Origin of the sequence: Microbacterium aurantiacum (assembly GCF_002872075.1) — a bacterium.
GTDB classification, from domain to species: Bacteria; Actinomycetota; Actinomycetes; order Actinomycetales; family Microbacteriaceae; genus Microbacterium; species Microbacterium aurantiacum_A.
On record NZ_PGGU01000006.1, the window covers coordinates 279,048 to 301,402 of the forward strand.

The 22,355-nt window shown below is 69.7% G+C and carries 17 protein-coding genes and 1 riboswitch; of the genes, 9 read left to right on the plus strand and 8 right to left on the minus strand.

The features are described from left to right. Positions 1-16 precede the first annotated feature (16 nt). On the plus strand, positions 17-565 hold the full coding sequence (locus CUR96_RS06690) for a hypothetical protein (RefSeq protein ID WP_102192502.1): 549 nt from the start codon (positions 17-19) through the stop codon (positions 563-565). Here the strand turns inward: CUR96_RS06690 and CUR96_RS06695 are convergent. Both CUR96_RS06695 and glyA read right to left on the minus strand, forming a co-directional pair. Then, positions 562-1,455 carry a bifunctional methylenetetrahydrofolate dehydrogenase/methenyltetrahydrofolate cyclohydrolase gene (locus CUR96_RS06695; RefSeq protein ID WP_102192503.1) on the minus strand — a complete coding sequence of 298 codons (894 nt, stop codon included), beginning with the start codon at positions 1,453-1,455 and terminating at the stop codon, positions 562-564. The genes CUR96_RS06690 and CUR96_RS06695 overlap by 4 nt on opposite strands. 133 nt (positions 1,456-1,588) lie before the next feature. Beyond that, positions 1,589-2,863, minus strand: a complete 1,275-nt coding sequence (gene glyA, locus CUR96_RS06700; RefSeq protein WP_102192504.1) for a serine hydroxymethyltransferase — start codon at positions 2,861-2,863, stop codon at positions 1,589-1,591. Between the two features lie 37 nt (positions 2,864-2,900). After that, a riboswitch (ZMP/ZTP riboswitch) is annotated at positions 2,901-2,985 on the minus strand. 53 nt (positions 2,986-3,038) lie between these two features. Between glyA and CUR96_RS06705 the strand changes: the two genes are divergently transcribed. The 6 genes from CUR96_RS06705 (at position 3,039) to CUR96_RS06730 (ending at position 10,413) form a co-directional block, all read left to right on the plus strand. Then, a complete protein-coding gene (locus tag CUR96_RS06705; protein ID WP_102192567.1) occupies positions 3,039-4,556 on the plus strand; it encodes a family 20 glycosylhydrolase in 1,518 nt (505 codons plus the stop codon). Beyond that, complete coding sequence (gene nagA / locus CUR96_RS06710) at positions 4,553-5,740, plus strand: N-acetylglucosamine-6-phosphate deacetylase (RefSeq protein WP_102192505.1); 1,188 nt, start codon at positions 4,553-4,555, stop codon at positions 5,738-5,740. The genes CUR96_RS06705 and nagA overlap by 4 nt, the downstream gene beginning before the upstream one ends. Positions 5,741-6,106: 366 nt before the next feature. Continuing rightward, complete coding sequence (locus CUR96_RS18835; RefSeq protein WP_102192506.1) at positions 6,107-8,257, plus strand: sigma-70 family RNA polymerase sigma factor; 2,151 nt, start codon at positions 6,107-6,109, stop codon at positions 8,255-8,257. Positions 8,258-8,266: 9 nt separating this feature from the next. Beyond that, on the plus strand, positions 8,267-8,638 hold the full coding sequence (locus tag CUR96_RS06720) for a YrdB family protein (protein WP_102192507.1): 372 nt from the start codon (positions 8,267-8,269) through the stop codon (positions 8,636-8,638). A gap of 10 nt (positions 8,639-8,648) precedes the next feature. Continuing rightward, complete coding sequence (locus CUR96_RS06725) at positions 8,649-10,013, plus strand: FAD-binding oxidoreductase (RefSeq protein ID WP_102192508.1); 1,365 nt, start codon at positions 8,649-8,651, stop codon at positions 10,011-10,013. Further along, positions 10,006-10,413 (plus strand): NUDIX hydrolase, encoded by a 408-nt coding sequence (locus tag CUR96_RS06730; protein WP_102192509.1) that lies wholly within the window; start codon positions 10,006-10,008, stop codon positions 10,411-10,413. Before CUR96_RS06725 ends, CUR96_RS06730 begins: the two co-directional genes overlap by 8 nt. Positions 10,414-10,437: 24 nt before the next feature. On the opposite strand, the gene nagB is transcribed toward CUR96_RS06730, so the two are convergent. The 5 genes from nagB to CUR96_RS06755 are packed head-to-tail and all read right to left on the minus strand — an operon-like array spanning position 10,438 to position 18,008. Then, positions 10,438-11,217, minus strand: coding sequence for a glucosamine-6-phosphate deaminase (gene nagB / locus CUR96_RS06735; protein ID WP_102192510.1), 780 nt, complete (start codon positions 11,215-11,217; stop codon positions 10,438-10,440). Next, entirely contained in the window at positions 11,210-12,175 is a 966-nt protein-coding gene (locus CUR96_RS06740) for an ROK family protein (RefSeq protein ID WP_180968965.1), read from the minus strand. Before CUR96_RS06740 ends, nagB begins: the two co-directional genes overlap by 8 nt. Before the next feature lie 49 nt (positions 12,176-12,224). Further along, the gene (locus tag CUR96_RS06745) at positions 12,225-13,412 is read right to left on the minus strand and encodes an ROK family transcriptional regulator (RefSeq protein WP_102192511.1); all 1,188 of its coding nucleotides are present in this window, start codon (positions 13,410-13,412) and stop codon (positions 12,225-12,227) included. A 28-nt stretch (positions 13,413-13,440) separates the two neighbouring features. Then, positions 13,441-16,800: a family 20 glycosylhydrolase gene (locus CUR96_RS06750; RefSeq protein WP_102192512.1), complete on the minus strand. Its 3,360-nt coding sequence runs from the start codon at positions 16,798-16,800 to the stop codon at positions 13,441-13,443. Continuing rightward, positions 16,791-18,008 carry an alanine racemase gene (locus CUR96_RS06755; protein WP_245861104.1) on the minus strand — a complete coding sequence of 406 codons (1,218 nt, stop codon included), beginning with the start codon at positions 18,006-18,008 and terminating at the stop codon, positions 16,791-16,793. Before CUR96_RS06755 ends, CUR96_RS06750 begins: the two co-directional genes overlap by 10 nt. Before the next feature lie 25 nt (positions 18,009-18,033). On the opposite strand from CUR96_RS06755, the gene CUR96_RS06760 reads away from it, so the two are divergent. After that, a complete protein-coding gene (locus CUR96_RS06760; RefSeq protein WP_102192513.1) occupies positions 18,034-18,438 on the plus strand; it encodes a RidA family protein in 405 nt (134 codons plus the stop codon). A gap of 97 nt (positions 18,439-18,535) precedes the next feature. After that, positions 18,536-20,029, plus strand: coding sequence for a L,D-transpeptidase family protein (locus CUR96_RS06765; protein WP_245861105.1), 1,494 nt, complete (start codon positions 18,536-18,538; stop codon positions 20,027-20,029). Positions 20,030-20,110: 81 nt separating this feature from the next. Here CUR96_RS06765 and CUR96_RS06770 read toward each other — a convergent pair whose 3' ends face one another. Beyond that, the gene (locus CUR96_RS06770) at positions 20,111-22,330 is read right to left on the minus strand and encodes an NADP-dependent isocitrate dehydrogenase (RefSeq protein ID WP_102192515.1); all 2,220 of its coding nucleotides are present in this window, start codon (positions 22,328-22,330) and stop codon (positions 20,111-20,113) included. Positions 22,331-22,355: the final 25 nt, after the last annotated feature.

The following is a 22,355-nucleotide window of genomic DNA, read 5'->3' on the forward strand; positions in this document are numbered from 1 at the left end:
AGATCAAGGAAGTCGCATGAAGAACGCCATCGTCCGCTTCGCCTCGCTCTACGTCTTCAATGTCGCGGTGCTGCTGCTCATCGGGCTGCTGATGACGAACGTCCGCGTCGGATGGGACGCGCTCTGGGCCTCGGTGATCCTCACCCTGGCCGCACTCTTCGTGAAGCCGGCGCTGGCAGCGGTGTTCCGCCGGTCCGCCGCGAAGTCGTCCGCCAGCCGCACGCGCGTCGGCGAGAAGGTCGTGCAGTACGGGCTCGTCTACGTGGTCGAGCTGATCATCTGGGTGCTGACGGTGTGGCTGAGCGGCGTCAGCGTCGCCGGATTCTTCTGGGGCTACGTACTGCCGCCGCTCGGCCTGCTGCTCGGCTGGGTGATCTACGACCAGGTCGACGACCGGCTGCATGCGAAGGCGTCGGAGGTCTACGACACGGTCCAGTCGCGGGTGCAGGGATCCCGGAGCGGCTCCGCCACGCCTGCTCCGGAATCGCCGCAGACCGCTGCGGGGCGCGCCGAGCTGAACGACGGTCTCACCCCGGAACAGCGGCGGATGCTGGACGAGCTCTAGTCGCGACCGGAGGCCACGAGCCGCTCGGCGGCCTCGACCACGTTCGTCATGAGCAGCGCGACCGTCATCGGGCCGACCCCGCCGGGGTTCGGCGAGATCCACCCAGCCACCGACGCGACGTCGGGATGCACATCGCCGAAGACCAGGCTCTTGCCCGTCTCGTCATCCGCTTCCCGCGTCACGCCGACATCGAGCACGGCCGCGCCGGGCTTCACGTCTTCGGCGCGGATGAGGTGCTTGACGCCGGCCGCCGCGACGATGACGTCGGCTTCACGCAGGTAGCGAGGCATGTCGACGGTACCGGTGTGCGTGAGCGTGACCGTGGCGTTGATGTCGCGGCGGGTCAGCAGCAGGCCGATCGACCGCCCGATGGTGACGCCGCGTCCGACGACGACGACGTGCTTGCCCTTGAGGTCGTAGTCGTTGCGCAGGAGCAGTTCGATGACGCCGCGCGGGGTGCACGGCAGCGGCGTGTGGATCGGCGCGTTGACGTTGAGCACGAGCCGGCCGAGGTTGGTCGGATGCAGGCCGTCGGCGTCCTTCGCCGGATCGATCCGCTCGAGGATGGCGTCGGTGTCGATGTGCTTCGGCAGCGGAAGCTGCACGATGTAGCCGTGGCAGTCGGGGTCGGCGTTGAGCTCGTCGATGAGCGCCTCGACGTCAGCCTGCGTGGCATCCGCCGGCAGCTCGCACTGGATCGAGTTCATCCCGATCGCCTCGGATTGCCGGTGCTTCATGCCGACGTAGAGCTGCGACGCCGGATCGGCGCCGACGAGCACCGTGGCGATACCGGGGATGATGCCAAGCGCACGCAGTGCTGCCACGCGCTCGGTGAGCTCGGCCTTGATGGACGCGGCTGCGGCCTTGCCATCGAGGATCTTCGCGGTCATGTCGTTTCTCTTCCTACTGGTCCCCACGCGCCGAGTGCACGACTTGGCACCGAGTGCACGGCTTCTTCACGTCGAGAAGCCGTGCACTCGCCGCGATCCCGTGCACTCGACGCGGCGGGATCGCGGATGCTGCTTACTGCTGCAGGTCGGGGTACAGCGGGAACGCCGCGGCGAGCGCGTCGACACGGGCGCGGAGCGCCTCGACGTCTGCGCCCGGCAGAAGCGCCAGGGCGATGACGTCGGCGACCTCTGTGAACTCGGCGTCGCCGAAGCCACGCGTGGCGAGCGCCGGGGTGCCGATGCGCAGGCCCGAGGTCACCATCGGCGGACGCGGGTCGTTCGGGACGGCATTGCGGTTCACGGTGATGTGGATCTCGTGCAGGAGGTCCTCGGCCTGCTTGCCGTCGATCTCGGCGTCACGCAGGTCGACGAGCACCAGGTGCACGTCGGTGCCGCCGGAGCGCACGCCGATTCCGGCGTCCTTCACATCCTGCTGCGACAGGCGCTCGGCGATGAGCGAGGCGCCGCGCAGTACGCGCTCCTGACGCTCCTTGAACTCCGGGGTGCCGGCGAGCTTGAACGCGGTCGCCTTGGCCGCGATCACGTGCATGAGCGGGCCGCCCTGCTGGCCCGGGAACACGGCCGTGTTGATCTTCTTCGCGAGGTCGGCGTCGTTCGTGAGGATGAAGCCCGAACGCGGGCCGCCGATCGTCTTGTGCACCGTCGAGGAGACGACGTGCGCGTGCGGCACCGGGTTCGGGTGCAGACCCGCGGCGACCAGGCCGGCGAAGTGCGCCATGTCGACCCAGAGGAGCGCGCCGACCTCGTCCGCGATCTCGCGGAAGGCGGCGAAGTCGAGCGTGCGCGGGTAGGCCGACCAGCCGGCGATGATGACCTTCGGCTTGTGCTCGACGGCGAGGCGACGAACCTCGTCCATGTCGATCGTCGAGGTCTCGGGGTCCACTCCGTAGGCGACGATGTTGTAGAGACGGCCGGAGAAGTTGATCTTCATGCCGTGGGTGAGGTGGCCGCCCTGGTCGAGGGAGAGGCCGAGCAGGGTGTCACCGGGGCGCGCGATCGCGTGCAGCACGGCGGCGTTCGCGGTGGCGCCGGAGTGCGGCTGCACGTTCGCGAACTCCGAGCCGAAGAGCTCCTTGGCGCGGGCGATCGCCAACTCCTCGGCGACGTCGACCTCTTCGCAGCCGCCGTAGTAGCGGCGGCCGGGGTAGCCCTCGGCGTACTTGTTGGTGAGCACCGAGCCCTGCGCCTGCAGGACGGACACGGGAACGAAGTTCTCGGATGCGATCATCTCGAGGAACGTCTGCTGACGCTTGAGTTCGCGGTCCAAGACCTGGGCGATCTCCGGATCGACCTCGGAAAGGGGGGCGTTGAAGTAACGATCGGTCATGACGTGCTCCTCTGACAACGGATTCGAAAGGGTGGTCCTCATCGGCCCAGGCGCGCGGTCGAATTCCGTGGTCAGCCGCTCCCCGGTGGTAGTCCACCCAGACGCCAGTCGCGACGGTTACGAGCATAGCGGATTCCTCCAGCGCGTCTGGCCCGGCGCAGGGTAGGTTTTGTTCATGGTCCTTACCCATTCCCTTCCGCTCGTCCCCGTGCCCGCATCCGCCGCCGCCGGAGACGGACGGATGCCGCTCACCGACGCAGCGCGAGTGCACGGCGACTCCCCCGCCGCGGCTCAATTGATCGATGCCATCGAGCGCCGCACCGGCATACGCCCCTTCCCCGGCGATGGCACCACGAAACCAGGCGACATCACGTTGCGGATCGACCCGACCGCCGCAAAAAGTGAGGGCTACACCCTCCACGTCGGCGACCGCGCCGAGATCGTCGGCGCCGACGAGGCCGGTCTCTTCTACGGCGTCCAGACTCTCCTGCAGCTGCTTCGTGAAGAGGACCAAGGCTGGAGCCTCCTCCAGGCCGACATCTCCGACGCTCCGCGATTCGGCTACCGCGGCGTGATGCTCGACGTCGCCCGGCACTTCTTCGGCGTCGACGACATCAAGAAGTACATCGACAGCACGAGCGCCCTGAAGTTCAACCACCTGCACCTGCACCTCAGCGATGACCAGGGGTGGCGCATCCAGATCGACTCCTGGCCCCTGCTGACCGAGCGCTCCTCGAGCACCTCGGCGAACGGCGACCCCGGCGGCTTCTACACGAAGGACGACTACCAGCAGATCGTGGAGTACGCGGCATCGCGCCACATGATCGTCGTCCCCGAGATCGACCTGCCCGGTCACACCCACGCGATCGGCGTCGCCTACCCCGAGCTCGTCGAGGCCCCGGTGATGAACGACGAACTGATCGCCGACTCCGAGCGCCTCGGGCAGCCGCTGCCCGTCGCGGGCGAGAGCTACCTCGGCTGGGGCGTCGGTCACTCCAGCGTGCGCATCCACGAGGAGCGCACCTACGACTTCGTGCGCGACGTCGTCCGCGAGCTCGCAGAGATGACTCCCGGCCCCTACATCCACGTCGGCGGCGACGAGTCGCACGGCACCTCCCAGCAGGACTTCGACCATTTCGTCGCACGCGCCACGGCGATCGTCGTCGAAGCGGGGAAGGTCCCGGTCGCGTGGCACGAGGTCGGCGCCGCTGCCGGCATCGCCGAGGGAACCGTCGGCCAGTACTGGGGCATGACCGTGCCCCAGGGATCCCACGCCGCCGAGGCGGCGCACTTCGTCGAGCGCGGTGGGGCGCTGATCCTGTCGCCGGCGAACGTCGCCTACCTCGACATGAAGTACAGCGCAGACTTCCCGTTCGGACTCGCGTGGGCCGGCCTCGTCGATGTCCGCACGGCGTACGAGTGGGAGCCCGCGTCGGTCCTCGACATCCGCGATGATGCGATCCTCGGCGTCGAGGCGCCCCTGTGGAGCGAGACGACCCGCACGATGGCAGAGGTCGAACAGCTCGTCTTCCCTCGCGTCGCGGCGCAGGCCGAGATCGCCTGGTCGCCGAAGGATGCTCCGGAACGCGCCTGGGAGTCCTTCCGCGTGCGCGTCGGCTCGCTCGCCCCGCTGTGGAAGGCTGAGGATATCGCGTACCACCCGGCCGCCGAGATCCCCTGGAGCGAGCGATGAGCGTCCATTCCACCGAGACCGGTTCGCTGGTCATCCACTCCGCCCGCGTCGTCGATCGCGGCGAGCTTGTCGAAGACGCCTGGGTGCGCTTCGAGGACGGCCGGATCGTGGCGCGCGGCACCGGTTCGGATTGGTCGACAGCCGACGAGGTCGTCGACGCGACCGAGGTCGCCGGAAGCGGCGCGCTGCTCACACCCGGCTTCGTCGACATCCACGGACACGGCGGCGTCGGCGCCGCATTCGACGACGGCGTGGACGCCATCCGCACCGCTCGTGCCCTGCATCGCGCGCACGGCACCACCCGCGCCGTGGTCTCCCTGGTCACCGCTTCACTCGACGACCTCGCCCGCAGCGTCAGCGAGATCGCCGACCTGATGACGACGGATGCCGACATCCTCGGCTCGCATCTGGAGGGTCCGTTCCTCGACCCCGGACACCAGGGCGCGCACGAGCCCACGCTGCTGCGCGCACCGGCACCGGCAGACGTCGCACGCCTGCTCGAGGCCGGTCGCGGCACCGTGCGGCAGGTGACCATCGCCCCCGAACTGCCCGGCGGGCTGGACGCGATCCGGCAGATCGTCGCGGCCGGCGCGGCGGCTGCCGTCGGTCACACCGACGCGGATGCCGAGATGGCTCAGGCGGCCTTCGACGCCGGCGCCTCGATCCTCACCCACGCGTTCAACGCTATGAACGGCATTCATCACCGCGCCCCCGGCCCCGTGCTCGCAGCGGCGGCCGACCACCGCGTGGTGCTCGAGGCGATCGCCGACAACGTGCACCTCGCCCCCCACGTCATCAAACTGGTCTTCGACGCGGCGCCGGATCGGGTCGCCCTCGTCACCGACGCGATGGCGGCGGCGGGCGGCGCCGACGGGCACTACGACCTCGGCGCCGTGAGCGTCACGGTCACCGACGGCATCGCCCGCACAGACGACACCGGTTCGATCGCAGGCTCCACCCTCACGCAGGACGTCGCGCTGCGACGCGCGGTGCAGGCGGGTGCCGGGCTGATCCCGGCGATCCGGGCGCTCACCGAGACCCCGGCGAGGGCGATCGGGCTCGACGATGAGATCGGCTCGCTGCGGAACGGCTTCGTGGCCGATGCCGTGCTGCTGGATGAGCAGCTGAACGTCGCACGGGTCTGGGCGGGCGGGCGCCTCTCGCGCGGGAAGGGCAAGGCTTGAGGCCGCCGTTCCCCAGACGGCGACCTCATTCCCCCCTTGCGTAGAGCGAGGGGCCCGGTGAGTTCCTCCCCCGAGGCTCCCGGACCGCCTCGACCGGCGGGATCGCTCCCGGCACGGCGCCACGGCTCCGCCCCCCGGTGGAGCCGTACTGGCTGTCTCTACCTGATGAGACGACGCGGTCCGCCGTTCATTACGCGACTTCGAGGATTTCTTTTCCCGAGATCGCGTTTCGAGGTGGACGACACCGAGTTCCAAACTGGGGTAGCCAGGCTGGGAGTTTCGGGAGAGAATGGAAAATACGCGTGATGCGGACAGCTTCTGCGCGTCTCTTCAAGTGAGAGGGCTCCTGCCCCTCACGACAGATGGATGATTGTGCCCTACGACAACACCTCCCCCGGCGGCGAAGCCACCGCCGACGCCGACCTGGTCCTGCGCACCCGCTCAGGAGACACGGAGGCCTTCGGCGAACTCTGGCGACGACACTATTCGGCCGGGATGTCGGTGGCACGCTCGTTCACGTCGTCCATCGACGCCGACGACCTGGTGCAGGAGGCGTACACGCGCATCTATCAGGCGATCATCAAAGGCGCGGGACCCAACGGCTCCTTCCGGGCGTACCTCTTCACCAGCATCCGCAACACCGCCGCGGCCTGGGGCCGTTCCCGGCGCGAGACCGCGATCGACGAGCTCGACTCGGTCGCCGACCCCGACAGCAGCGAGCAGGCGGCGGGCGAAGCGCTCGATCGCAGTCTGACCGCCCATGCCTTCCGCAGCCTGCCTTCACGCTGGCAGGAGGTGCTCTGGTACACCGAGATCGAGCAGATGAAGCCGCAGGAAGTGGCGCCGCTCCTCGGCATGAAGTCGGGTGCGGTGTCGCAGCTCGCCTTCCGCGCTCGCGAAGGCCTGCGCGAGGCATGGATCCAGGCGCACCTGCGCAGCGCCGACCCCGGCTCCGACTGCCAATGGACCATCGAGCACCTGGGCGCGTACTCGCGCGGCAACCTGGGCACCCGTGATCACAAACGTCTCGAGCTGCACCTCGACGAGTGCGCCCGATGCATCATCGTCGCCGCCGAGGCGAAGGATGTCTCCACGCGCCTCGCTCTGGTGCTCCTTCCGCTCGTGCTCGGGGTCGCCGGCTCCACCGGCTATCTCGCCACGCTGCAGGGCGGTGTACCGGTCGTCGCACTGGCGGCGATGCCGTCCAGCGTCTTCGGCGGCGCTGTCGTCGTCGGATCCGGCACTGCATCGGCCGGCACGACGGGCGGTTCGGTCGGCAGCGGTTCAGCCGCTGGCGGTACGACCGCCGGCGGAGGTGGAAGCGCCGGAGGCGTGTTCAGCGGAGTGGGCGCTCTGATCGGAGCCGGCTCGGCCGCTCTCGTCGTCGCCGGCGTCGTCGCCGCAGCGACCACCATCCCCGGAATCGTAGGTGCTGTGCCGGCATCGTCACAACCCAATGCGGGCGACAGCGACCCGTCGTCGATATCCGCGGAAGTCAGTCCAGATTCGACCATGGCGCTCGACGAACCCATGATCATCGAGCTGCCGGCCCCGGTCGAGCCGACCACGGAGCCGACCCCGAAACCGAAACCGAAACCGACCGAGCCCGCGGACTCGAAGCCCGACGAAGCCGCCTCAGTGGTTTCGCCGCCGACACAGGACCCGAAACCGGAGCCCAGTATCGCTCCTGAACCATCCCCGACTCCCACTCCGACTCCCACTCCCACACCGACTCCCACACCGACTCCCACTCCCACACCGACTCCCACTCCCACTCCCACACCGACTCCCACACCGACTCCCACTCCCACACCGACTCCCACTCCCACTCCCACACCGACTCCCACACCGCCTGTTCAGATCCCAGGCCTCCCGGGCGGGACACCGACCGCCGTTTCGACGGTTGTCAGTTGCGAGGAATCCGACTCCCACATCTTCTGGGTCACTCGCTATCGTGTGGAGGTCCAGGGCGCGCCGGATGCCCAAGTGCAGCCGTTCCTGAATGGCTCGACTGGAGGCACGTCCAGCGCGGTTCTCGACGAGAACGGTGTTGGCTTCGTGGAACTGCGTCCGTCCGCGCTTCAGATCATCTTCAATGCAGATGTCACCTTCCAGTACGTCTTCGAAGCTCAAGTGGGCCCGCTCACCGATCCGATTGCGCTAAGGGATCTCCCCGCCCAGTCCGGACAAGACTGCCGGCCCCGTTTCCCGCTCTCGGCTGAGACCGCATCCGACGAGCAGCAGACCGAGGAGGCTGTCGTTCCGGCAGCGCCAATCGACGGCGGCGAGACCGAACCCGCCCCCGTCGGCCCCGCAGCGCCTGTCGACGAGTCCCTCCCTGGCGAGACGCCGCCCGTCCAGGATGATGCCCCGGCCACTCCCGCCCCCGAGTCCCTCGATCCCTCACAGATCCCCGCGACACAGGAGCAAGGGCTTTTCGGCCCCGTCATAGACACTGTGGACATCGACGACGACGCCACTGCTCCCCCGGCCGAGGAACCCGCGCCCGCCGAATAGACTGGGTCCATGCCCCAGGATTCCGCACCAGTACCGGGCGTCGATCGTCCCGTCGTCACCGCTCTCGATGTCGTCCGCGTGATCGTCCTGGTCCTCGCCATGGCCTCCCTGGCCCTGTGGGGATTCGCCGCCTGGCCGCTGCCGTGGAACGTCGTCCTCGGTCTCGGCGCACCGCTGCTCGTGCTCCTGGTGTGGGCGCTCTTCCTCTCGCCCCGGCCGGTTCTGCGGTTGCATCCGTTCCTGCGGGCAGCCGTCGAGCTGCTCATCTACGCCGGCGTCACCGTCGCGTGGTGGTCGATGGGGCAGGGCCTGATCGGCTCCGCCTTCGCCATCGTCGCCATCGGCGCGGGCCTCGCCGCCGGTCGCCGCACCGTTTCATAGGCTCTCCGTCGTGAGCGTTCTCGCAGAGCTCCAGGCAGCGCTCGGCGCGCTCGTCGACATCGGCGAAGAGACCCTCCAGCTCGCCAGAGCAGACCGCTCAGGGCACGCCGCGGCCGGTCGTCCCCTGGCCGTCGTGCACGCCGAGACCGTCGAGCACGTGCAGCAGACGCTGCGCATCGCGACGGCCACCCGCACCCCGGTGGTGGTGCGCGGCGCAGGCACCGGCCTCGCCGGCGCCGCCAACGCAGGCGACGGCGAGATCGTGCTGTCGACTCTGCGCATGACCGCGGTCAAGGAGATCCGTCCGGACGACCTCCTCGCCGTGGTCGAACCCGGCATCCTCAACGCCGACCTCAACGACATTCTGCGCGAGCACGGTTTGTGGTGGGCACCCGATCCTGCGAGCAGGGCGATCTCGACGGTGGGCGGCAACATCGCCACGGGCGCCGGCGGACTGCTGTGCGCGAAGTACGGCGTGGTCCGGGATGCGGTCCTCGGCGTGGACCTCGTGCTCGCCGACGGCCGTCTTCTGCATCTCGGTCACCGCAGCGTGAAGGGCGTGACCGGACTCGATCTGACTTCACTCGTGATCGGATCCGAGGGCACCCTCGGCGTCGTCGTCGGCGCCACGCTGAAACTGCGGCGACTGATCGTCGGAACCACCTGCACGGTGATCGCTTCCTTCCCCGGGGTCGGGGCGGCAGCGGCGGCATCCGCAGCGGTGACCGCCGCCGGGATCCAGCCCGCGATCATGGAGCTGATGGATGCCCCGAGTCTCGCAGCCGTGCATCGTCATCTCCGCCTGGCGGCGCCTGCGGCGGGAACCGCACAGCTCACCATCCAGACGGACGGACCGGCCGCGATCACGGAAGCGGAGGCCGTCGCAACGATCCTCCGTGCTCTCGGGGGCGAGATCTCCGTCTCAGAGGACCCCGAGGAGGGCGAGCGCCTGCTCGCGATCCGCCGAGCCATGCACCCGGCGATGGCGGCTCTCGGCACCACTCTCATCGAAGACGTCTCGGTGCCGCGCAGTGCGATGCCCGCGATGTTCGACGAGATCGCCCGCATCGAGAAGGCGTACGGCCTGAGCATCCCCACCGTCGCGCACGCCGGCGACGGCAACCTGCACCCGAACTTCATCTTCGAGGGCGCGGAGGTGCCCGAGCGCATCTGGGCGGCCGCCGACGAGCTGTTCCGCGCGGCGATCGCGCTCGGCGGCACGCTCACCGGCGAGCACGGCATCGGCGTGCTGAAGCAGCGCTGGCTCGCCGACGAGCTGGGCGAGGACCAGTGGGAACTGCAGAGACAGATCACCCGGGTCTTCGATCCCCTCGGCATCCTGAACCCCGGCAAGGTGTTCCCCGCCGATGCCTGACATCCACGTCAGCGCGGCGGTGATCGTCGACGAGAACGACCGCGTGCTCGTCGTCCGCAAGCACGGCACCACCCGATTCATGCAGCCCGGTGGCAAGCCCGAACCCGGCGAGTCGGCCGCGCAGACACTGGTCAGGGAACTCGACGAGGAACTCGGCGTGCGGCTGGACGAGGGAGACCTGCGCCCGCTGGGCACGTTCATCTCAGCAGCCGCCAACGAGCCGGGCCACCGTGTCGTCGCCGTCGCCTTCGCCGCCACGATCGACCCGGCCACTGTGTCCGTGCAGGCCGAGCTGGCAGAGCTCCGCTGGATCTCAGTCGCCGATGTACCCGGCCTGCCGCTCGCGCCGCTCAGCGTGGAGCACCTGCTGCCGCTGGCCTGGCCGGGGCGCACCTTCTGACGCACCCGCCGGTCCGGCTCGAGTTCAGATGCCCTGCCAGGCCGGCTTGTTCGCGTAGGTGTACCGGTAGTAGTCGGCGAGCTTGAGCCGGGATGCCGCCGCCTCGTCGACCACGACTGTCGCGTGCGGATGCAGCTGGATGGCGGAACCGGGCAGGAACGCGGTGAGGGGCCCCTCGACCGCATCGGCGACGGTCTGCGCCTTGCCTTCGCCGAACGCGAGCAGGACCAGGTGCCGGGCGCGGAGGATCGTGCCGAGTCCCTGCGTGATGCAGTGAAGCGGCACGTCGTCGATGGAGTCGAAGAAGCGGGCGTTGTCCTCGCGGGTCTGCACGGTCAGCGTCTTCACGCGGGTCTGCGACGCGAAGGAGGAACCGGGCTCGTTGAACCCGATGTGACCGTCGGTGCCGATGCCGAGGATCTGCAGATCGACGCCGCCCGCCGCCTCGATCGCGGCCTCGTAGTCGGCGCCGGCGCGTTCGATGGTGGCGACCGCCCCGTTGGGGACATGGATGCGCTGCGGGTCGAGGCCCAGCGGCTCGACGACCTCTCGCGTGATCACCGAACGGTAGCTCTCCGGATGGGCGGGATCGAGGCCGACGTACTCGTCGAGCGCGAATCCGCGCACCCGTGACACGTCGACGCCGGCGAGTCGCGTGCGCAGCGCCTGGTACACGGCGAGCGGCGTCGAACCGGTCGCGAGCCCGAGCACCGCGTCGGGGCGCGCCTCGATGAGCTCGGCGATCTCCTGCGCGACCAGAGCGCCCGCGGCGTCCTTGTTCTCGACGATGACGACTTCAGCCATGGGCCATGATCTCCTTCTCTGGTGCGGATGCTCCGACGACCGCGGCGCCGAAGGCAGCAGCCGGCGAACCTGCGGCGAGCAGTTCGATTCTCGCGTCCAGGTGGAGCGAGCTCATGAACGGCGACTTCTCGGCCTCATCCCGGAGGGTGGCTCGGATGCCGTCCTCGAGGCGCGCGCCGAGAGAGGTGATCCCGCCGCCGATGATGACCTTCTCCACGTCGGCCGACAGCACGAGGACGCGTACCGCGGCCGCAGCGCCGTGGATGAGGTCGGCCTTGAGGGCCATCGCATCGGCGTCGCCCGATTCGGCGGCGTCGAAGATGTCGCGGACCGGTAGCGCACCGGGGCGTCCCCAGGCGCGGGCGAGAGCGCCGCCGCCGCAGAAGGTCTCGATGCACCCGCGCTGACCGCAGCCGCAGAGTCTGCCCCGCGGATCGACCGAGATGTGGCCGACCTCGCCGGCCGTGCCTGTGGCTCCCCGCCAGATCCGGCCCTCGACGACGATGCCGGCCGCGACGCCGGTGCCGAGGTTCAGGTAGGCCATCGACCCGGTGACGCCGCGCAGCACCGCCGCCCCCAGCGCCGCGGCCTTCACGTCGTTCTCGACCCGGAAGGGGATGCCCATCTCCGCCTGTGCGCGTGGCGCGAGATCGAGCGATTCGACGCCGAGGTTCACGGCATGCAGCACGCGGCCGGAACGGGCGTCGACGAGTCCGGGGATTCCGACGCCCACCGAGCGGACCTCGGCCATCGGATAGCCGATCTCGTCGGCGAGGGCCGTGACGGCGTCGACGATCCCTGCGAGAACGGCATCCTCACCCCAGCCGGTGGGGCGGCGAAGGCGTCCGAGGATGTCTCCCTCCGAAGAGACGGCGACGGCGTCGATCTTCGTACCGCCGACATCCAGGCCCACGCGAATGTGCCGACCGTCGAGGTCGGCGTCGTCTGCACCCGTCATCGGATGGCGCTCCTGCGTGTGGTCGAGGTGGTCTGGCCTGCGCAGCGGATCACGAGACTCCCAGCTGGCCGGACAGCACCATCACCGCGGCACCGCGGAGCACGATGTCGTCCTGGGTGGTGAGCCGGATGGCGACGTCTTCGAAGACCCCTTCCAGCGTCCGCGCGTGCAGGGTCTCGATGGCGGCGTCGATGAGGATCCCGTCGAGCATCTCGGCGGGACCGGACAGCACGACCTCGGACAGGTCGAGGGCGGCGACGATGGGGGCGATGGCGATCGCCATCCGCGTGCCCGCATCCCGGAGGATGTCGTCGCGACCCTCGGGATTCTCGGCGATGGCCGCGCGGAGGCGGGTGATGCTCAGCCACGCCTCGAGGCATCCGTCCTTGCCGCACGCGCACCGCGGTCCGCCGTCGGTTCCGACGACGACGTGACCGATCTCACCCGCCGCGTAACGGCTGCCCACGAGCGGCTGACTGCCGGTGATCAGGCCGGCGCCGACGCCCTTGCCGATCTTGATGAGCATGAAGTCCGTCTTGGCGTCGCCGAAGGTGTACTCGGCGAGCACGGCGGCGTTGGCGTCGTTGCGGGCCAGCGCGGGGAGCCCGAGATCCGCGCCCAGCTTCGCCTCGAGCGGGAAGTTCGCCCAGCCGAGGTTCGGAGAGCTCAGTACGACCCCGTCCGGGCGGACCACGCCGGGCGTGCCGATGCCGACGCCGAGCAACGGCCGGGTGGAGAGCTCGACGAGGCCTCTGGCGAGCGCGAGCGTGGCCGCGTACGCCGCCTCGCCGTCCGGCAACTCGGGGCGGGATACTTCCTGGCGTTCGAGCACTTCGCCGTCGAGGCTCAGTACGGCGCCGGAGAAGGCGTTCGGACCGGAGAGATCGAGCCCGATGATCTGGTGCCCGGCGCGGTCGATGTCGATGAGGATCGGGGGCTTCCCCGGGCCGGCCACGGCTCGCACGCCCATCTCGATGACGATGCCGTCCGCGACGAACTCGGCGACGAGATCGGAGATGGTGACCCTCGTCAGTCCGGTCTCGCGCGAGAGGTCGGCCCGGCTCATGGCGCCGGCGTGGAAGAGCGTCTGCAGGACGAGCGCGCGGTTGTGTCCTCTGGCGTGCTCGGGCAGCACCTTGGAGCGGGAGCGCAGGTGGCGGCCGGGGCCGAAGGCGTGCGTGTTCGCACCGGCGTGGGCAGACGGCGATGCGGAACGCGACTCATCCAATGCGGACATGTTTGTTAGTAGACCTTACGAACATGATTTACGCAAGCCCGGCCCCGCGGCTTGCGGGGAGGGTTACCGAAACGTTATGCGTCTCGGGTGGGTGCCCATCATATGGCTTCGCGCGCTCCAGGAGCACGCTGACGAGGCCCGCCACGATCTCCTCGCGCGCCGCGATCGTGAGCGGCTTGCCGGGTATTCCTGGGCGCCGCTGATCCGGCGTCGGACCGTCGAGCGGGCGGTAGGCGACACCCGCGACGGCGAGCCGGCGCAGATGCACCTGCAGCCGTCGTGCGAAGTCGTCGAACGCCCCGGGCTCGCCGCCGTCCCACAGCCGCTCGGCCGTCGCCGCGAGGCGCGGGAACATCGCGAAGTCGACCCTTTCGCGGGTCGGCAGATGCTCGGTCCAGACGTTCGCCTGGCCGCCGAGCGCGCCCTCCTCCACACGCAGCGAGTATGCGCGTTCGATCGTCAGCGGCGGCCCGACGCGAATCGGCTCTTCGGCGGAGTCGGATTGCGGGTAGTCGAGATACACCTGGAGGTCAGGGCAGGCGATCACCGGGATGCCTCGGCGCAGCGCCTCCCGCATGGCCACAGGGCCCCGCCAAGCGAGGATCCGCACGCCATCGGGAACATCGCCCTCCAGCACCTCGTCCCAGGCGAGGGCGGTGCGGCCGCGAGCGCGCACGTGCGCGGCGAAGTGCGCGGTGAACCACGGCTGGATCTCGTGCGGCGACGAGAGGCTGAGCTGCCGCATCCGCTCCGCCGCGGCCGGGCTCTGCTGCCACTCGGTCACCGGCACCTCGTCGCCTCCGATCCCGATCCACTCCGAGTCGAACAGGTCGCACAGCGCGTCGATGGCCGCCCGGCCGAACGCCAGCGAGGCCTCGGTCAGCGCGAGCGTCCGCGGGTTGACGCCGAACCGCTCCCACGGGGTCGTGGCGGGCTCGGCCGCGTCGAGATTGCCCAGCTCCGGATAGGCGGCGAGAGCGGCCTGCACATGCCCAGGCAACTCCACCTCGGGTACCAGCGTGACGAAGCGCTCGGCGGCGTAGGCGACGAGCTCGCGCAGCTCGGCATCCGCGTAATGGCCCTCGTGCACACCCTGCTCGACGGTCGCCCGCTCGCCGTGCCCCCGTTGCGTCGCATCGCGGCGAGCACCGATCTCCGTCAGGCGCGGGAACCCGGGAACCTCGAAACGCCATCCCTGGTCGTCGCTGAGATGCAGGTGGAGAACGTTCAGGTGGTGGTCGGCCAGCAGGTCGACGATGCGGCGGATGTCGGCTGCCGGGCGGAAGTGGCGCGCGACGTCGAGCATGACGCCGCGCCAGCCGTACGCCGGCGCCCCCTCCCACACTCCGGCGGGGATACGCGCCTCGGTGTCCTCCGGTGGGCGGAGCTGGCGGAAGACGGTGGCGCCGCGGAAGATCCCGGCGGCCGTCGCACCGCGGATCTCGACGCCGTCGGCCGCGACCGTCACCCGGAACGCCTCTGCACCGGAGCGAGCTCGGGCGAAAGCCGCATCGGCGAGTCCCGCGTCGAGCACGAGGGTGATCGCGGGGGCACTGTCAGCGGGGGCACTGTCAGCGGGCGTGGGGTCCGTGCCGCCACCGAGTATCGCGACCGTGCCCGCCAGTTCGGCGCCGGCCGGCTCGGCGCCGGCGACGATCGGCGTCCGCGGCGTCCAGACGAAGCCATCGGAATCGTGGATCACCGCGTCGATGCGGGGCAGTGTCGCCCGGTGCGCCGGTGGCGGCATCCGCAGGGCGCGCCCAGCCGTCGTTCCGGTGACCGCCCCGTCCTCGACGACCGTGACTCCGCCGACCAGTACCTCGATGATGCCCACCGGCGGTGAGTGCGGGGCGTCGAAGGTCGCCCCTGCCGCGACCGTCTCGGGGTCGAAGAGCACGAGGTCGGCTGTCGCTCCGACGCGGATCACGCCACGCGGCGCGTCGCCTCGATGCAGCCCGAGACGCTCGGCCGGGGTGCCGGAGAGGTGCCGCACCGCCTCTTCGAGCGTGAGCACGCCCAGGTCTCGCACGTAATGCCCGAGGTAGCGAGGGAAGGTGCCGCGTGCGCGCGGATGCGGCCGTGCGCCGATGAGGATGCCGTCGCTGCCGCCGGTGTGGCGCGGATGGCGCATGATCGCCCTGACGTTGCCCTCGTCGCCGACGTGCATGAGGATGCTGGTCGCCCCGGCATCCCGAACGATCGTGTCGAGCACGACGTCCACCGCACGCCGACCGCTGTCCTCGGCGATCTCGGCGATCGTACGCCCGACGAGCGTTCCGAGGGCGGGGTCTCCGGTGCCGGCGATCTGGATGCTGTCCCAATCGGCCCGTTCGCCGTGGAAGCCGTCGCATCCGATGCCCTCCAGCTCGACGCGCACGCGCTCGCGGGCCTCGGCGTCGAGGCCGGCGATCACGCCCAGGAGGTCGCCGCTCTCCGCGAGGCGGCTGGGGAGCAGTGACGCGAGCGTCGTCGAACCCGGCAGGTACGGATAGGTGTCGAGCGTCACGTCGACCCCCTCTGCGATCGCCTCATCGATGAGCGCGAGCAGGTCGTCGGCGCGACCCCGGTTCGGCGCGAAGTTCATCGTCGCGTGGGTCAGGTGGATCGGGCAGCCCGTGCGCCGGCCGATGTCGAGCACCTCCCGGTACGCCGAGAGAGCGGCACCGCCGTAGCTGCGGGTGTGCGGCGCCCAGTACCCGCCGCGTTCGGCGACCACCCGGCAGAGCGCCTCCAACTCGGCGATGTCCGCGTGCATCCCCGGCGTGTAGGTCAGACCGCTGGACATTCCGAACGCCCCCGCATCGAGCGCCGCACCGAGGAGGCCGCGCATCGCCTCGATCTCCTCGGCCGTCGCCGGCCGGTTCTCGTGCCCGACGACGATCATGCGCAGGTTGCCCTGCGGGACGAGGACTGCTGCGTTCCCCACGGTCGCGACATCGATCGCATCGAGGAGATCGTCCATCGAGCGCCAGGGCACCGCGGCCGGCGTTCCGTTCCAGCCGGCGATCTGTGCAGGGATGACGGATGCTGCGGCATCGTCGAGCGGCGCGTAGCCGAGCCCGTCCTGCCCGAGCACCTCGGTCGTGACGCCCTGCAGGATCTTCGCGTCATGAGCTGCGCCGGTCAGCACAGCGAGGTCGCTGTGGGCGTGCATGTCGATGAATCCGGGCGCGAGGACGACGCCTGCGGCGTCGACCTCGACGGCGCCGTCCGGCAGCTCGAGCGTGTCGGCGGCTGGAGGGTCCGTGAGGGGCAGCACCGCGACGATCCGCGCCCCCTCGACGGCGACGTCGGCACGGTACCGGGGCGCGCCGGTGCCATCGACGACCGTCGCCCCTCGGTACACGCGCACGCGCCCCGCGGCGGCCTGCTCAGCGCTCAGAAGCATGTCGCCACCGCCCCGATCACGCGTGGATCGGCGGCATCCGGATCGTCGATCACCGCGACGACCCGCCATTTGTCGAACGCCGTGCACGGATGCGAGAGTCCGAGCCGCACCACGTCGCCGACGTTCACGGTCGAACCCGGGGCGAGGGCGAGGAAGGCGTGCTGATCGTTGAGAGCCGTGATCCGGCCCGGCACAGTCTGCGGCGCGGGCAGGTCGATGTCGAAGGGCACGTCGCGCCGGCCGGCATCGAGCAGCGCGAGCCCCTCCTCCGGCTGCGAGACCACCCTCGCCCAGGCATGCATCGCGGAGCGCAGGGGCGGCGTGCCGAGCAACGGGCCGAACGGCGACATCCGTGAGTAGAAGCCGTCATCATGGATCTGGAAGGCCCCCGAGCGCAGCACCAGGTCGGCGTCGTCGCCGTGCGCGCCGAGCACCGCGGCCACGCGATCGGGGAAGGAGCTCCCCCCGGCGGTCAGGACCGGACGCATGCCGTCGGGATAGTCGAGTCGCTGATGCAGGTCGACGAGTGTGTGCAGAAATGCGTCGACGGCGGCCACGGAATCCGCGGAGCGGTCGGGTCCGAACGGACCCTCGTACCCCGCGACGCCGGCGAGGCGGAGCCCCGGGGTCGCTGAGATGGCCGCGGCGATCCGTTCTCCTTCGGCGATGGTGCGCGCTCCGGTACGGCCGCCCGTTCCACCGAGCTCGACGAGCACGTCGAGGGGACGGCCGGCGCCGACGAGCGCATCGGCCAGAATCCCGACCGTGGCCGGCGAGTCGGCCCAGCACAGGATGCGCAGCTGCGGATCCGCGTCCAGCAAAGCCCCGAGCCGCCTCGCGGCCGCACGATCGACGACGGCGTTGGCGATGAGCACGGTCGGCACGCCCGCCTCGACGGCCACCTCGGCCTGCCACGGCGTGGCCACCGAGATCCCCCAGGCGCCGGCGTCGAGCAGTCGTTGCCAGAGGGCAGGCGCCATCGTGGTCTTGCCGTGCGGGGCGAGGAGGATCCCCTGGCTCGCGGCCCAGGAGAACACCGTCGCCTCGTTGTGCGCCATCGCGGATTCCTGCACCGTGAGCACGGGGGACACCAGATCGGAGAGGCGCAGTCCGGCCCCTGCGATATCGGAGAGGCGCATCCCGGCGACGTGGGCCGGAAAGCCCTTCGTCCGCACGCCGAGAACCGGATCCGGAATTTGTAGAGGCATCTAACAACGCTACTAGGCTGACGACATGACTGCGAAGACCCGCGTTTCCACTGAGGCCGCACCGGCTCCCGCCCACACCTTCTCGCAGGGCGTCCGCAAGGGGCCGATCGTCCAGATCTCGGGCCAGGGCCCCGTCGATCCTGTGACGAACGAGTACCTCCACCCCGGCGATGTCGCCGCGCAGACCACGCGCACGCTGGAGAACGTGAAAGCGATCGTCGAGGCATCCGGTGCCACCTTCGACGATGTCGTGATGCTCCGCGTCTACCTCATCAAACGCGAGGACTTCGCGATCATGAACGAGGCATACGGCGCCTTCGTCGCCGCGCACACCCCGAGCGGGGTACTCCCCTCCCGGACCACGGTGATGACCGGACTGCCCCGCGAAGAGATGCTCGTCGAGATCGACGGCCTCGCCGTCGTCGCCTGAGTACGCACGGCGCCGGAGCCCCAGCGACCTTTACCTCCCCGTTACCTGCCATCCCGTATCATAAGGAGACAGGACACGTTATGTGAACCGGGGGGTGATGTGCGTGACCGATCTGATTTCCGCGCCTGATGCGAAGGCTGGGGCGCCCGGCGATACGCCCGCACCCACCGAGGTCCTCACCTCGATCGATGGCGCACCGCCCGCGGACGGCACTCAGTCGCTCGCCTGGGTACCCGTCGAACCGAAGCCGAAGAAGAAGCGCCTCGCGCTCTGGATCGGCATCGGACTCGGCGTCTTCGCCCTGGGCGCAGGTGCGGCGTCCGCGATCCTCATCGCGCCCGGCACGACCGTCGCCGGCATCCCCGTCGGGTGGCTGACACCCGGCGCGGCCGCCGACGCCGTCGACGCGCATCTCGCCGGCACGGAGATCACGCTCACCGGAGACGGTGAAGGAGCGGTGCTGACCGGCGCGGACCTCGGGGCGAGCATCGACGCCGCCGCTCTGGCCGACAAGGCCTTCGCAGAGCGCCCCCTGTGGAACCTCGGGGCGTGGATGGGCGACCCCATCGCCGCCGACATCACCCTCGACCCGGCCAAGGCCGAGAGCGCCCTGCGGGCCGCCGTGCCGTCGAGCTTCGATGACCCGGTCGACGCCGGCGTCTCGTTCGACGCGACGAGCGGAACCTACGTGATCACGCCCGGCGAAGCCGGTACGGCGATCGACATCGAGGCGCTGACCGCCGCGATCGTCGGCACCGTCGCCGATGGCCGCAAGAACCTGGACTTCCCCGGCGGCCCCGCCGAGGCTCTCCCCGCCGTCTCCGACGACGACGCCACCGCGACCGCCGGCACCCTGAACTCGATGCTCACGACGATCGGCTTCTACGTCGGCACCGAGCGCACCGTGCCCGTCGCACCGGCCGTCGCCGCCACCTGGCTCAAGGTCATCGATGTCGACGGAAAGCTGGTGATCGAGGCCGACCGGGCCGCGATCCAGGCCGCCGTCGACGGTCTCGCCCCGCTGATCCATCGCCCACCTGTGAACGCGCAGGCGGTCGTCAACTCGTCCGGCTCCGTGCTGGAAGAGCTCACCACAGGCGTCACCGGTCGCGATCTCGGAGACGTCTCCGGAGCGGCCGACGACTTCGCGGAGTTGCTGGAGGGCGGTGAGGCGGTCTTCACCGTCCCGGTCACCGAGACCCCGTTCGTCACGGCCACCCTGCATCGCCGGATCGACGTCAACCTCAGCAACCAGACCGTCACGGTGCTGGAGAACGGTGCCGCGGTCGACTCCTGGGAGGTCTCCTCCGGGGCGGGCGAGTTCGCCACCCACACCGGTTCGTTCGCGGTGGGATGGAAGACGACGAGCCAGAACATGGGCAACCGCGACCTCACGCAGGCGCCGTTCTACTTCCAGCCCGACATCAAGTGGGTCATGTACTTCAACGGCGACGAGGCCTTCCACGGCGTCTACTGGCACTCCAACTGGGGCACTCCGATGAGCCACGGTTGCGTCGGAATGCCCGAGTGGCGCGCCGCCTGGCTCTTCGACTGGGCCCCTGAGGGCACCGAGGTCAACGTCCACTACTGAGCGCGGCCCGCATGCCGGGCCGGACAGTGGAACGAGAAGAGGGTGGATGCCGTGGCATCCACCCTCTTCCTGTTCTGTCGACTATGCGATGGCGTCGACGATGCCGTTCAACGTCGCGGAGGGCCGCATCACCGCGAGGACCCGGGCGTCGTCCGGGCGGTAGTAGCCGCCGATGTCGACGGGCTGACCCTGCACGGCGTTCAGCTCGGCGACGATCTTCTCCTCGTCGGCCGCCAGCTTCTCGGCGATCGGGGCGAAGGCGGCCGCGAGATCGGCGTCCTTCGTCTGCGCAGCCAGCTCCTGCGCCCAGTACAGGCCCAGGTAGAAGTGACTGCCGCGGTTGTCGATCGTGCCCAGGGCGCGGCCGGGCGAGCGGTCCTCCTCGAGGAAGGTGCCGGTCGCGGCATCGAGCGTCTCGGCCAGCACGCGTGCCTTCTCGTTGCCGGTCGTGTCCGCGAAGTGCTCGAGGGATGCCGCGAGGGCGAAGAACTCACCCAGCGAGTCCCAGCGCAGGTAGTTCTCCTCGACGAGCTGCTGCACGTGCTTCGGCGCCGATCCGCCCGCGCCGGTCTCGAACAGACCGCCGCCGGCGAGCAGCGGGACGATCGAGAGCATCTTCGCGCTGGTTCCGACCTCGAGGATCGGGAACAGGTCGGTGAGGTAGTCGCGCAGCACGTTGCCGGAGACCGAGATGGTGTCGAGGCCGTGACGCATGCGTGCGAGCGTGTACCGGGTGGCCTCCTCGGGGGCGAGGATCGTGAGGGTGAGGCCGTGCGTGTCGAGCAGCGCCAGGCCCTGGTGCACCTTCGCGATGATCTGCGCGTCGTGCGAGCGGTTGGCGTCCAGCCAGAAGACGGCGGGAGAGCCGGTCGCCCTGGCGCGGGAGACCGCGAGCTTGACCCAGTCCATGACGGCGATGTGCTTCGTCTGCGTCGCGCGCCAGACGTCGCCTGCTTCGACCTCGTGCTCGATGAGCACGGTCCCCTCGCTGTCGACGATCTGCACGCGTCCGGCGGAAGCGATCTCGAACGTCTTGTCGTGGCTGCCGTATTCCTCAGCGGCCTGCGCCATCAGCCCGACGTTCGGCACGGTGCCGATCGTCGCCGGGTCCAGCGGACCGTTGGCGATCACGTCGTCGAGTACGGCCTGGTAGACACCGGCGTACGAGGAGTCCGGGATGACCGCGAGCGTGTCGCCTTCGCCGCCGTCGGCGCCCCACAGCTTGCCGCCGTTGCGCACCAGCGCCGGCATCGAGGCGTCGACGATCACGTCGCTCGGAACGTGCAGGTTGGTGGTGCCCTTGTCGGAGTTGACGTAGGACAGCCGGGGGCCCTGCGCGATCGCCTTGTCGAACGCTGCGGCGATCTCGTCGCCACCGGCGACGCCGGCAAGACCCGACAGGATCGACCCGAGGCCGTCGTTCGCGCTGAGTCCCGCATCGGCGAGCTGCTCGCCGTACTGCGCGAACACGTCGGAGAAGAACGTCTTCACCACGTGACCGAAGATGATCGGGTCGCTGACCTTCATCATCGTGGCCTTGAGGTGCACCGAGTAGAGCACATCATCGGCCTTCGCCGTCTGCAGGGTCTCGGCGAGGAACGCGTCGAGGTGCTTCGCGGACATGAAGGTGGCGTCGATGATCTCGCGCGGGAGGACCTTCAGGCCCTCCTTCAGCACGGTCTCGGTGTCATCGTCCGCGATGTGGCGGATGGTGAGGACGTCGTCGTGGGCGGCGACCCACGACTTCTCGTTGGACTTGAAGTCGTCGTGGCCCATGGTCGCGACCCGCGTCTTCGAGCCCTCGGCGAACGGCTTGTTCCGATGCGGGTGCTTCTTCGCGTACTTCTTCACGGCGAGCGGCGCGCGCCGGTCGCTGTTGCCTTCACGCAGCACCGGGTTGACGGCGGAGCCCTTGAGGCGGTCGTAGCGTGCGCGGACGTCCTTCTCCTCGAGAGTCGACGGCTCGTCCGGGAAGCTCGGGATGTCGTAACCCTGCTGCTGGAGCTCGGCGATCGCGGCCTTCAGCTGCGGGATCGATGCCGAGATGTTCGGAAGCTTGATGATGTTCGCCTCGGGGAGCGTGGCGAGGCCGCCGAGTTCGGCGAGGGCATCGCTGACCTGCTGCTCGGGCGTCAGCTTCTGCGGGAATGCGGCGAGGATGCGCCCCGCCAGCGAGATGTCGCGGGTCTCGACCTCGATGCCTGCCTGGGCCGTGAAGGCCTGGACGATCGGGAGGAAGGAGGCGGTGGCGAGAGCCGGAGCCTCGTCGGTGTAGGTGTAGATGATGGCGTCGTCGGTCACCTGGAGGTTCTCCGTTCGCGAGGGC